General features: G+C 53.7%; 9 protein-coding genes. 6 read left to right on the forward strand and 3 right to left on the reverse strand.

Annotated elements, in window-relative coordinates:
- Window positions 1-140: 140 nt before the first annotated feature.
- The gene (gene clpA / locus EX31_RS18560; RefSeq protein WP_013574770.1) at window positions 141-2,423 is read right to left on the reverse strand and encodes an ATP-dependent Clp protease ATP-binding subunit ClpA; all 2,283 of its coding nucleotides are present in this window, start codon (window positions 2,421-2,423) and stop codon (window positions 141-143) included.
- A 27-nt stretch (window positions 2,424-2,450) separates the two neighbouring features.
- Window positions 2,451-2,771: an ATP-dependent Clp protease adapter ClpS gene (clpS, locus tag EX31_RS18565; protein WP_013574769.1), complete on the reverse strand. Its 321-nt coding sequence runs from the start codon at window positions 2,769-2,771 to the stop codon at window positions 2,451-2,453.
- Window positions 2,772-3,164: 393 nt separating this feature from the next.
- Here clpS and cspD point away from each other — a divergent pair, with 393 nt between their 5' ends.
- On the forward strand, window positions 3,165-3,386 hold the full coding sequence (gene cspD, locus EX31_RS18570; protein WP_013574768.1) for a cold shock-like protein CspD: 222 nt from the start codon (window positions 3,165-3,167) through the stop codon (window positions 3,384-3,386).
- 292 nt (window positions 3,387-3,678) lie between these two features.
- The gene (locus EX31_RS18575) at window positions 3,679-4,668 is read left to right on the forward strand and encodes a VirK/YbjX family protein (RefSeq protein WP_037036068.1); all 990 of its coding nucleotides are present in this window, start codon (window positions 3,679-3,681) and stop codon (window positions 4,666-4,668) included.
- On the opposite strand, the gene EX31_RS18580 is transcribed toward EX31_RS18575, so the two are convergent.
- The gene (locus tag EX31_RS18580; RefSeq protein ID WP_037036070.1) at window positions 4,665-6,398 is read right to left on the reverse strand and encodes an ATP-dependent endonuclease; all 1,734 of its coding nucleotides are present in this window, start codon (window positions 6,396-6,398) and stop codon (window positions 4,665-4,667) included. The genes EX31_RS18575 and EX31_RS18580 overlap by 4 nt on opposite strands.
- Window positions 6,399-6,587: 189 nt before the next feature.
- On the opposite strand from EX31_RS18580, the gene EX31_RS18585 reads away from it, so the two are divergent.
- From EX31_RS18585 to poxB, 4 genes are all read left to right on the forward strand, one after another.
- Window positions 6,588-7,487: a LysO family transporter gene (locus tag EX31_RS18585; RefSeq protein WP_013574765.1), complete on the forward strand. Its 900-nt coding sequence runs from the start codon at window positions 6,588-6,590 to the stop codon at window positions 7,485-7,487.
- A gap of 166 nt (window positions 7,488-7,653) precedes the next feature.
- Window positions 7,654-9,306 carry a hydroxylamine reductase gene (gene hcp, locus EX31_RS18590; protein WP_013574764.1) on the forward strand — a complete coding sequence of 551 codons (1,653 nt, stop codon included), beginning with the start codon at window positions 7,654-7,656 and terminating at the stop codon, window positions 9,304-9,306.
- A 6-nt stretch (window positions 9,307-9,312) separates the two neighbouring features.
- Window positions 9,313-10,326, forward strand: a complete 1,014-nt coding sequence (gene hcr, locus EX31_RS18595; RefSeq protein ID WP_037036072.1) for an NADH oxidoreductase — start codon at window positions 9,313-9,315, stop codon at window positions 10,324-10,326.
- 295 nt (window positions 10,327-10,621) lie between these two features.
- On the forward strand, window positions 10,622-12,343 hold the full coding sequence (gene poxB, locus EX31_RS18600; RefSeq protein WP_037036074.1) for a ubiquinone-dependent pyruvate dehydrogenase: 1,722 nt from the start codon (window positions 10,622-10,624) through the stop codon (window positions 12,341-12,343).
- The last annotated feature ends 36 nt before the right edge of the window (window positions 12,344-12,379 follow it).

A 12,379-nucleotide genomic window follows, 5' to 3' on the forward strand; every position in this document is an offset into this window, starting at 1 on the left:
GTGGTATCCGCAATCCGGCGTTTTGTTCCATTATCCTTTCTGAAATCCCTCACTAATTACTGCAATTAAATAAAGAATTTCAGAAAGAAAAAAGGCGATGTTTTCACATCGCCTTTTGTTTTTTCATGCTTTATGAAAAATTAATGCACCGCACCTTCCGGTTTTTTCTTCTGCGCACTCATAAAGTGATAAGTGAGCTTGTCAGCCGCCTTATCCAGTGCCACAGAGACGGAACCGCCATCCACCAGTGAACCAAACAGCAGCTCGTTAGCGAGTGGTTTTTTCAGGTTTTCCTGAACGGTACGGGTCATCGGACGCGCACCCATCGCACGGTCATAGCCTTTCACTGTCAGCCAGTCGCGAGCCTCGTCGCTGACTTCCAGAGAAACGCCTTTCGCATCCAGTTGCGCCTGCAGTTCGACGATAAACTTGTCGACAACCTGCTGGATAACTTCCGTAGACAAATGGTTGAACCAGATAACGTTGTCCAGACGGTTACGGAATTCCGGCGTAAAGGTCCGTTTGATCTCTTCCATCGCATCCGGGCTGTTATCCTGATGCACCAGACCAATCGATTTACGTTCCGTTTCACGCACACCGGCGTTAGTGGTCATCACCAAAATCACGTTACGGAAATCTGCTTTGCGACCGTTGTTATCGGTCAGCGTACCGTTGTCCATTACCTGCAGCAGCAGGTTGAAGACATCCGGATGCGCCTTCTCTATTTCATCAAGCAGCACGACGGCGTGCGGATGTTTAATCACCGCATCCGTCAGCAAACCGCCCTGATCAAAACCGACATATCCCGGAGGCGCACCGATCAGACGGCTGACCGTATGACGTTCCATGTATTCCGACATATCAAAACGCAGCAGTTCGATATCCATCGCTTTCGCCAACTGAACCGTCACTTCGGTTTTCCCCACCCCGGTTGGACCGGCGAACAGGAACGAACCGACAGGCTTGTGATCCTGACCCAGACCGGCGCGGCTCATCTTGATCGCTTCGGTCAGTGCTTCAATAGCTGGATCTTGTCCGAAGACCAGCATTTTCAGGCGGTCGCCCAGACTTTTCAGGACATCACGGTCTGTCGCAGACACAGTTTTTTCCGGAATGCGGGCAATACGCGCTACGACACTTTCGATATCGCTGACATTCACGGTTTTCTTGCGTTTGCTGACCGGCATTAACCGGCTACGTGCGCCCGCTTCGTCAATCACGTCGATGGCTTTGTCCGGCAGATGACGGTCATTAATGTATTTGACCGACAGCTCGACCGCCGCACGCACCGCTTTTGCGGTGTAGCGCACATCGTGATGCGCTTCGTATTTGGTTTTCAGGCCGTTAATAATCTGGACGGTTTCTTCAACGCTTGGCTCAGTAATATCAATTTTCTGGAAACGCCGTGCCAGAGCGCGATCTTTCTCAAAGATATTGCTGAATTCCTGATAGGTCGTCGAACCGATCACGCGGATTTTACCGCTCGACAGCAACGGTTTGATGAGGTTTGCCGCATCCACCTGACCACCTGACGCCGCACCGGCACCGATAATCGTGTGGATTTCATCAATAAACAGAATGCTGTTTTTATCCTGCTCCAGCTGTTTCAGCAGAGATTTGAAACGTTTCTCGAAATCACCGCGGTATTTGGTACCCGCCAGCAACGAACCAATATCCAGAGAATACAGGGTGCAATCCGCCATTACTTCCGGCACATCGCCCTGCTCGATTCGCCATGCCAGCCCTTCGGCAATGGCCGTTTTACCTACGCCGGATTCGCCCACCAACAGCGGGTTGTTTTTACGGCGACGGCAGAGCACCTGAATGGCGCGCTCCAGTTCTTTGTCACGGCCAATCAGCGGATCGATACCACCTACGCGCGCTAACTGGTTAAGATTAGTGGTGAAGTTCTCCATACGATCTTCCCCCGCCGACTGTTCTTCGTTAACTGGGTTTTCCGCATTGTTTTGCGCCTGGCTACCCGATTCATCTTTACGGGTGCCGTGCGAGATAAAGTTCACCACATCAAGGCGGCTGACATCATGTTTACGCAGTAAGTAGGCAGCCTGAGATTCCTGTTCGCTGAAAATCGCGACCAGAACGTTGGCGCCGGACACTTCACTGCGGCCAGAAGATTGCACGTGGAATACCGCACGTTGCAGAACGCGCTGGAAACTCAGCGTAGGCTGGGTGTCACGTTCCTCTTCACTGGCAGGTAAGGTGGGTGTGGTTTGCTCGATGAAGGCTTCCAGTTCCTGGCGCAGGGCCACTAAATCAACTGTACAAGCTTCGAGCGCTTCACGGGCAGCAGGGTTGCTGAGCAACGCCAGCAACAGGTGCTCCACGGTCATAAACTCATGCCGGTGCTCACGGGCTCTTGCGAAAGCCATGTTGAGACTGAGTTCAAGTTCTTGATTGAGCATAGGCACCTCCCAAATAGATTGCCTTAATCAGGCTTTTTCCAGCGTACACAGCAACGGATGCTCATTCTCCTTGGCGTACTCATTTACGTGTGCGACCTTGGTTTCCGCGACTTCGGCAGTATAAACGCCGCATATCGCTTTACCTCTGTAGTGCACCTGGAGCATCAGTTGCGTTGCACGTTCAATATCATAAGAAAAGAACTTTTGCAGAACGTCAATCACAAATTCCATTGGAGTGTAATCGTCGTTGTTTAATATAACTTTATACATAGATGGCGGTTTTACCTCATCCTTTTGCTTATCCGCCGCCAAATGTTCAAAATTTAGCCAGTCTTGATTATTACCCATTGCCTGTTCATCACCTGTGAAGATCGTATTGGAAGCCAAATACACAAACGGGAAGACTTTCTGCAGAGCCTCGCGCTGTTATTACCGTATTTTACCATCTCTGGCCTCACCTTGCCGCTGCACAAAATGTCTACGTACATCAGACAACGCCGGGCAAAACTTAACAAAATATGTCAATAGCGTTACCTGCTTCAAACTTTGGTTATCTGCTCCCCCGCGACAAATGCCGTTTCCTTGACGTCTAACTCTATTCCACTAGAGTGTAAATTCGTGAGCTGAACGGAGTTTAAACCGGCCTGAACAGACGCTTATCCGCCGTGTTCCGGCCTTCGGGCTCACTCAACTGGCTTTATCTATTTACTACCAGACTAGTCATGAGAGGGATGTAGAAGCATGCAGACGGGTACTGTTAAATGGTTCAATAATGCTAAAGGCTTTGGCTTCATTTGCCCGCAAAATGGCGGTGAAGACATCTTCGCTCACTACTCCACAATCCAGATGGAGGGTTACCGGACTCTGAAAGCCGGCCAGCAGGTCAATTTCGACGTTCATGAAGGCCCAAAGGGGAATCATGCCAGTCTCATTATTCCAGTGGAAAGTGAAGTGGTCGCCTGACCGGTTCAGCATCACGCATCAGATAACGCTTCAACTGCAAATGCCGGTCACTTACTGACTGGCATTTTTATTTATGGGGGAGAATGCTTCCGGCTTCAAGTCCTGAGCGTGAAAAAAAGTACATTTTTTAGACACAAATTGCTAAGACACGTCATATGAGGATGTAAATCTAAACATCATCTCAACAAATTACATGCAATTTCTCCATAATTCCCACCGTTGTATCCCTGTTTATTCTTGGCCTGATGAAATAGCCACCACAAAACTCCGGCTCACGACAACAGGTATTTCCATGACTACTTTCAGCTACCCTTCTGTAGAAAAGGCGCCACTTACCGGCCTTCAGTTAATGAAGGCATTGCTCACCCGTCAGATAACGCCGGGGCCATCATGGGAATTACCACGCTATCGCCTCAAATTCCTTTTCCGCACGCTGGCGCACCCGCGCAGAACGTTTGGGATGCTTGATTATCTGGCACAGCATCCGCAGCGCGACGAAATCCTGACCGCCATGCCCAGCCTGCCTTGTAAGCTGCACCGGGCGTATCAGTCGGCAAATATCACGCCGCAACAGGCGATGAAACGCATCACTGATCACTACGATATGATTGGTCATTGCCTGCCCGACGCTATTAATCACGGTTATCTGAATAAAAAGCCGATGGCGATCGCCACGCTGACAGGCAAAGAGGGGCAACATTTTTTTGTCGCCTTTAATGCCATCAGCCGTCTCGATAAAGAAGGCGAAGCCACCCTGACATTTAATACTCCGCAGGGTGAACCGATTGCGATCGTGACGTTTTCGTTTATTGAATATCAGGGGCGTCCTACGCTGTTTATCGGCGCGTTACAGGGGCCACGCGCGCACGTGGATCATCTGGAAATACAAACAGCGACCAAAGCCTGCCACGGTTTATTCCCTAAACGTCTGGTGATTGAAGCGCTGACCACACTCGCGGACGTCACCGGCATGCAGCAAATCGTGGCGGTGGGAAATCACACCCATATTTATGAAAACCCGCGCTACAAAAAACGCAAAGGCATGGTGTTTGCCGATTACGACAGTTTTTGGGAAACGCTGGATGCTAAACCGGGCGATGACGGTTATTTCCACTTACCCTCACAGATTGCCCATCGCCCGCTGGAAGAAATCGCCAGTAAACGACGCTCGGAATACCGTCGCCGTTACCAGCTGTTAGACGATCTGGAAACGCAGATCCGTCACACTTTTTCCAGCGGACATGGCAACCCCGTGATAACCGAAAACAGCCACGCCGCTTAATCCGCCCTGCCGCGTGCCAGCCATGCCACGCGGGAAAACATTTGCCGCAGCAGCGCAGGAATAGACGAGGTTCCCCGGAGCGAGGCCGCAAGTGCCACATCAATCGCCAGATCTGGCTTCGAACTGCGGTGAATGGCTTTATCGATAATTCTTCTCGGCGACATCGGCACATTGTCCGGTATCGCCGCATTCTTGCGGTAAACGTCTTCAAAACCCTCGCGATACAAAAAGTGTTCGATATCCTGCGACGGCAACGCCGTCAGGCGATATCGCAGCGTATCATTGTGGTTTTCCACGTTCGCAATCACTGTCGCAGCATATTTGCGACCGGCTTCGTCACCGTCGACCAGCGCATGCCATTCGATGCCCATTTGCCGCGCAAAACGCAGCAGAGGCTTCAGGCCACATTGTGCAAACTCAATAACCTTTATCCCTTCCGATTCAAAATGATAACCACACTGACGCGCCAGCTGGTTCAGCAACCAGACTTCGGTCTCGCCTTCCACCAGCAGCCAGCAGCGGGCGAATAAAGACGAGGGACGGTTAAAACGGATATGGAAAGCGATGCGGCGGCTGTCTTCCATACTCAGCCCTTCAGGACCGATGGCGTAAGCCGCGACGCGGCCGGACTCACGCACCAGTCTGCATATTTGCTCAACGGGCACCAGCGACAACAAATCGCCGGAGTTGGTGGTGGTGATGCGCTGCAACGGCAACTGATCCAGTAATCCCCAGGCCACCGATAACATGATCGGATGCAAACGGGTTTCGGGGTCTTCAATGAGTAACAGTGGCCGGGCATCCGGATGCAGCACCACCGAGCCTTTCGCCTGTAACAATGTCGAGAACATGCCGAGCAGCATCACCCGCATACTGCGGCTGTTGGGTTCGGCAATCATGCGATTGATGTTATCCAGCGAACGCCATGCGCGGCGGCTCTCCGCCCGGCCATGACGCTTTTGCTGCCAGGGTGCACTGCTGGATGTCCCCTGCTCGGCAAAATAGTGTTCCAGCAACTGTCGCATCGCCGACAGGCCACTGCGCAGTTCACTGTTTTTCAGCGTCTGCGGGCTGTGAACCAATTCGCGCGTCAGTTCATCAAGCTGTTTTGCCAGCTCTTCATTATTGACTGCCAGCCGCGGCGCCAGTGTTTCGCTGCGCAGACGGCGAATAAAGCGCGCATCGCGTAAGCGTAATACCGGGTTCAGGCGGATCAACGCCTGCGCAAGCGGATCAATCGTCGTCAGATTTAAAGGCTGGCCGTTGGACGACAGAAAACTGCGCAGCGTCATCACGCTGCCATCGTCGTCCAGCTCTCCTTCAAGACGATAATAGATACGGTTCAGTTTATCGGCACATTTCACCCAAAGCGGTGAGAGCGGATTAAAGCGCGGCGACATATGATGACCGGCCTGGTTCTCGCAAAATGTAAACACCACGTGCAGGTACTGTGATTTGGCCTCCTCTTCACCTGCCGGGAAATAGAAATCCTCCTCTTTAAAGCAGTACAGTTTAGATTCGGGGGAAAGCAGCAGAGTTAACGCATCGAGCAGGCTGGATTTCCCCCAGGCGTTCTCGCCGATTAACACGGTGTTGGTCAGAAAGGATTCGGCCTGCCCCTGATGGGCAGAACCGGTAATCGATGCGCCACGTTGCGCGGGCTGCGTGAGCGTCAAAGACAGGCGGTTAATCCCGCGAAAACCGACAATATCAACACGTTCCAGATACATCAGACGCCTCCTGTGTGCTCAAAACTTTCCTGAGCATGGCGTTAAAAATCGGTTCAGGTCAAGCTCGCAGAGATATCTCTGCGTGCCGAAGCTGCTTTACAGTCAGATAACTTTTCGTTAGCGTGGCGGGCGGCATTTTATGTGCTGCGCGCCACTCATGGGATCTTACTTTTCAGGGACTTTTGCATCATGTACTCCGGGCTGTTAATTATTCTTTTGCCGCTGATTGCCGGCTACCTTATTCCGCTCAAAAACCGTGCCCTGTTGCATCTTGTTAACCAGTTACTGAGCTGGATGGTGTACGTCATCCTGTTCATTATGGGCATCAGTCTGGCTTTCCTGGACAATCTCAGCACCAATTTGCTGCTGATTTTCAAATATGCCGCCGTCTGTTTCCTGTGCATCTTCGTGATGAACTACGCCGCGCTGTGGTTGCTGGAACGCCGCAAGCCCTGGAAAACGCAGTATAAACAGGAAAAATTGCCATCCCGCATTCACATGGCACTGGAATCACTGAAACTGTGCGGCGTGGTGGTCGGGGGTTTTGCGCTGGGTCTGACACAATGGCACTGGCTTACCTTCGCGTCGCAGGCCAGCGAAATCGCGTTGTTATTCCTGCTGGCGCTGGTCGGTCTGCAACTGCGCAACAGCAGCATGACCCTGCGCCAGATTATCCTGAACCGTCGCGGCATGATGGTAGCAATCGTGGTGGCTCTCAGCGCCCTGATTGGCGGTGCACTTGCCGCACTGCTGCTGGGTTTACCGCTGAAAACCGGGCTGGCCATCGCCTCCGGTTATGGCTGGTATTCACTTTCAGGCATCGTTCTGACAGATTCTTTCGGACCGGTGATTGGCAGCGCGGCCTTCTTTAACGATCTTGCCCGCGAACTTTGCGCCATCATGCTGATCCCGACACTGGTGCGCAGCAGCCGTTCGACGGCACTCGGCCTGTGCGGCGCGACATCCATGGACTTTACCCTGCCGGTGTTACAGCGCAGCGGAGGACTGGATATGGTGCCTCCGGCCGTGGTGCACGGCTTTATCCTCAGCCTGATTGCCCCGGTCTTAATGGCCTTTTTCTCTGCCTGACCCCTGCCCGTCCCGCTGCCATCCCGCAGCGGGAACCGCCCTGCAAAACTTGCGATAAATCAACTCCGCGTCACTTTGTCTTAAAAATCCCTTCATTTCTGTCTCAGCCAGCTCTAGGCTTGCATCAAAACAAGCATTTCAAATGCAACTTTAAAAGGACCTCATTATGTTTTGTGTGCAATGTGAACAAACAGTCCGTACCCCGGCGGGCAATGGTTGCGCGTATGCGCAAGGTATGTGTGGCAAAACGGCCGAAACTTCTGATTTACAAGACTTACTGGTTGCGGTGTTAGAAGGTTTATCTGCCTGGGCACTGACCGCACGCGGCTATGGCATCATTGATGAAGAGATCGACAGCTTCGCGCCTCGCGCCTTTTTCTCCACGCTGACCAACGTAAACTTCGATTCTGAGCGTATCGTCGGCTATGCCCGTGAAGCCGTTCTTTATCGCGAATCGCTGGCTACCCGCTGCCGTCTGATGGATGCGGAAATCACCATTAACCATCCGCTGGCCGCACTGGAACTGGTGAGCGATAATCTCAGCGAGCTGCAACAGCAGGCACAGCAATTTGCCCTCAACGGTGACAAAGCGCAGATCGGTGATGACATTCACGGCCTGCGTATGCTGTGCCTGTATGGCCTGAAAGGTGCAGCGGCGTATATGGAGCACGCGCATGTTCTGGGCCAGTCTGATAGCGCCATTTACGCCGAATATCATCGCCTGATGGCGTGGCTGGGCACGCAACCGTCCGACATGGGCGAGCTGCTCGCGAACGCGATGGCAATCGGCAAAATGAACTTTGGCGTGATGGCCATTCTGGACAAAGGCGAAACCGATGCTTACGGACATCCGCAACCGACGGCGGTCAATGTCCGTCCGCTGGCAGGTAAAGCGATTCTGATTTCCGGTCACGACCTGAAAGATTTGCAGATGCTGCTCGAGCAAACCGTCGGCACCGGCATCAATATTTACACCCACGGCGAAATGCTGCCGGCGCACGGTTATCCCGAACTGAAAAAATTCCCGCATCTGGCCGGTAACTATGGCAGCGGCTGGCAAAATCAGCAGGTGGAGTTCGCCAAATTCCCCGGCCCTGTCGTCATGACCTCAAACTGTATTATTGACCCGAATGTCGGCAATTATGGCGACCGCATCTGGACCCGCAGCATTGTCGGCTGGCCAGGCGTGCAGCATCTGGAAGGCGAAGATTTTGCGCCGGTGATTGCGCAGGCATTGCAGCTTCCGGGCTTCCGCTACAGCGAGATTGAACAGGAAATTACCGTCGGATTCGGCCGCCAGACGTTACTCAGCGCAGCAGACACCGTCATCGATCTGGTTGCCGCAAAAAAACTGCGCCACATCTTCCTGATCGGCGGGTGTGACGGCAGTCGCGGAGAACGCAGCTACTTCACCGATCTGGCGCTTAGCGTACCGCAGGACTGCCTGATCATGACGCTGGCCTGCGGCAAATACCGCTTCAACAAACTGGATTTCGGTACGCTCGAAGGCCTGCCTCGTCTGCTGGACGTCGGCCAGTGTAACGACGCCTATTCCGCCATTATTCTGGCCGTGAATCTGGCCGAGAAATTAGGCTGCGGTGTGAATGATTTACCGCTGAGTCTGGTGCTGTCGTGGTTTGAACAGAAAGCGATCGTGATCCTGCTGACCCTGCTGTCGCTTGGCGTAAAAAATATCGCCACCGGCCCGACGGCACCGGCCTTCCTCACCGATAACCTGCTGGCGATCCTGAATGAAAAATTTGGCCTGCGCGCAATCACCTCGGTTGAGCAGGATCTGAAAACCATGCTGCCGGAGTAAGCTGAAATGAATTTTCCCTTATTTCCCGATCAGCCGACCGCGTTGTGCCAGAACCGCATGCAGGTGTATTCCGTCACACAGGAAACGCCGGATGTCCGCACGCTGTCGCTGATTAATCACGATGTGTATTCACACCGTCCCGGCCAGTTTGCTCTGGTGAATATTGGCCAGAGTGGTGACGTACAGCGTGCCTATACACTGTCTTCCACACCGGGCAATAGCCGCTTTATTCAGCTGACGGTACGTCGCATCGGGGGCGGCGAAGGTTCACCATGGCTGACGCAGCAGGTGAAAGCCGGTGATTATCTCTGGCTGAGCGATGCGCAGGGGGAATTCACCTGCGATACGCAACAGCCTTTGTTGTTGCTGGCGGCTGGCTGTGGCGTGACGCCGGTTATGTCGATCACGCGCGATATTCTGGCGCATCATCCGGCGCAAAGCGTGCAGGTGTTTTACAGCGTGCGTAGCCCGCAGGACATCATTTTTGCCGAAGAATGGCAGCAACTGGCCGCAGCGTATCCGCAGCTGAATCTGACTCTTCTTGTGGAACAGGATGCAAAACCCGGCCAAATCGCCGGTCGCCTGAGCCAGGATTTACTGCAAAGTCAGGTGCCAGATATCCGTGAACGTCGGGTAATGATTTGCGGCCCTGCGCCTTATATGCAACTGGCCGGAGAATGGGTGAAAGAACTGGGCGCTGCGGCGGAGAATATCGTCAAAGAGCAGTTTCAGGCACAGCAAACTGAAGTGTCTGCCGACCAGCAACTGACGCTGACCCGCCTGACACCGTTACAGAATTACCGCGTACCGGTGGGAACGACATTGCTGGCGGCCATGGAACAGCACAGTTTGCCGGTCACCGCAGCCTGCCGTGCAGGCGTCTGCGGCAGTTGTAAAACCCGGATACTTTCCGGTGATTACCAGACCACCAGCCGCATGACGCTGACCGACGAAGAGGTCGCTCAGGGTTATGTACTGGCCTGTAGCTGTCAGCTCCAGGGCGACGTCACCCTCGCCTGATCCCCCGCAGTAACTCACTGCCCGCTCATGACTTTTTACAGTCTGCGCGGGCAGATTTACAATTCTTCACCTCCCTCCTCCGCATATTTTTGTATGGTTTAAGGCTGAACATTCAAGGATGTAATCAGTGGACTATGCTTAATCCACTTATTTGAAAATTAGCCCTAAATCATTCGAGTTGGATCAAGGCGGCAACTGAGTGAATCGCCGGGAGCATACATAAGTATGTGACCGGGTTCGCGAAAGCAGCCAACGCAGAGGCAGCTCGAAGGATGACGGGCGCACCGGAGGGACTATGAAACAAAGCGTAGCAGCATACCTGGCGAAAACTCTCGAGGCAGCAGGCGTAAAAAGGATCTGGGGCGTCACCGGCGATTCCCTGAACGGGCTCAGCGACAGCCTGAACCGCATGGGCACCATCGAATGGCTGGGTACGCGCCATGAGGAAGTGGCCGCATTCGCCGCCGGAGCCGAAGCACAAATCACCGGCGAACTGGCGGTGTGCGCAGGTTCTTGTGGCCCGGGCAACCTGCATCTGATCAACGGCCTGTTCGATTGCCATCGCAATCACGTGCCGGTTGTCGCGATTGCCGCGCATATCCCGTCGAGTGAAATCGGCAGCGGTTACTTCCAGGAAACACATCCGACCGAATTATTCCGTGAATGCAGCCATTACTGCGAACTGATCAGCAATCCCGAGCAACTTCCTCAGGTACTGGCGATCGCCATGCGCAAAGCCATTCTCAACCGTGGCGTATCAGTGATTGTGCTGCCGGGTGATGTGGCGCTCAAGCCTGCGCCGGAAGACGCTAAAGTCAGCTGGTATCCGCCTGTGCTGCCAAAAGTCACGCCACAGCCTACAGAACTGGAAAAGCTGGCGGAACTGCTGAACGGCGCGACCAACATTACGATGATGTGTGGCAGCGGCTGCGCGGGTGCGCACGATGAAGTGATCAAACTGGCTGAAACCCTGAAAGCGCCGGTGGTGCATGCACTTCGCGGTAAAGAACATATCGAATGGGATAACCCGTACAGTGTCGGTATGACCGGGCTGATCGGCTTCTCTTCCGGTTATCATGCCATGCTCAATGCCGACACGCTGATCCTGCTCGGCACGCAATTCCCGTATCGCGCGTTTTATCCGACCGATGCCAAAATCATTCAGATTGATATCAATCCGGGCAGCATCGGTGCGCATTGCCATGTGGATATGGCGCTGGTCGGCGACATCAAATCCACCCTGACCGCCCTTCTGCCGCAGTTGCAGGTAAAAAATGAACGCAAGTTCCTCGACAAGGCGCTGAAGCATTACGAGGAAGCGCGCAAAGATCTCGACGGCCTGGCGACGCCGAACGACAAGCAACCGATCCATCCGCAATACCTGGCGCAGCAGATTAGCCGCTTTGCCGCTGCCGATGCGATTTTCACCTGCGACGTCGGCACGCCGACCGTCTGGGCGTGTCGTTATCTGCAAATGAACGGCCAGCGCCGTTTGCTCGGCTCGTTCAACCACGGCTCGATGGCCAACGCCATGCCGCAGGCGATTGGTGCGCAGGCCATTGACCGCTCACGTCAGGTTGTGGCGCTGTGCGGCGACGGCGGATTTGCCATGCTGATGGGGGATTTCCTGACGCTGGCGCAGCAAAAGCTGCCGGTGAAAATCATTATTTTCAATAACAGCGTACTGGGCTTTGTGGCAATGGAAATGAAATCCGGCGGTTATCTGACGGATGGCACCGAGCTGAAAAATCCGGATTTCGCCGCTATCGCTGAAGCTGCAGGCATCAAAGGCATTCGGGTTGAAAAATCCTCCGATATCGACACCGCCTTGCAGGATGCGTTCGCCTACGAGGGGCCGGTGTTGATCGATGTGATCACCGCCACTGAAGAACTGGCGATGCCACCGCAGATAAAATTCGAACAGGCAAAAGGCTTCAGCCTGTACATGCTGCGCGCGGTGATCAGCGGCCGGGGCGACGAAGTGGTCGAACTGGCAAAAACCAACTGGCTGCGATAACCCCGACAGGGCTATAGTGCATGATTAAATAATCAT

Source organism: Rahnella sp. WP5, assembly GCF_000745615.1.
In the GTDB taxonomy this organism is placed as follows: Bacteria; Pseudomonadota; Gammaproteobacteria; order Enterobacterales; family Enterobacteriaceae; genus Rahnella; species Rahnella aceris.

Coding starts and splice junctions, on each gene's coding strand:
- clpA (WP_013574770.1), bottom strand. CDS start 2,423: ATGCTCAATCAAGAACTTGAACTCAGTCTCAACATGGCTTTCGCAAGA.
- clpS (WP_013574769.1), bottom strand. CDS start 2,771: ATGGGTAATAATCAAGACTGGCTAAATTTTGAACATTTGGCGGCGGAT.
- cspD (WP_013574768.1), top strand. CDS start 3,165: ATGCAGACGGGTACTGTTAAATGGTTCAATAATGCTAAAGGCTTTGGC.
- EX31_RS18575 (WP_037036068.1), top strand. CDS start 3,679: ATGACTACTTTCAGCTACCCTTCTGTAGAAAAGGCGCCACTTACCGGC.
- EX31_RS18580 (WP_037036070.1), bottom strand. CDS start 6,398: ATGTATCTGGAACGTGTTGATATTGTCGGTTTTCGCGGGATTAACCGC.
- EX31_RS18585 (WP_013574765.1), top strand. CDS start 6,588: ATGTACTCCGGGCTGTTAATTATTCTTTTGCCGCTGATTGCCGGCTAC.
- hcp (WP_013574764.1), top strand. CDS start 7,654: ATGTTTTGTGTGCAATGTGAACAAACAGTCCGTACCCCGGCGGGCAAT.
- hcr (WP_037036072.1), top strand. CDS start 9,313: ATGAATTTTCCCTTATTTCCCGATCAGCCGACCGCGTTGTGCCAGAAC.
- poxB (WP_037036074.1), top strand. CDS start 10,622: ATGAAACAAAGCGTAGCAGCATACCTGGCGAAAACTCTCGAGGCAGCA.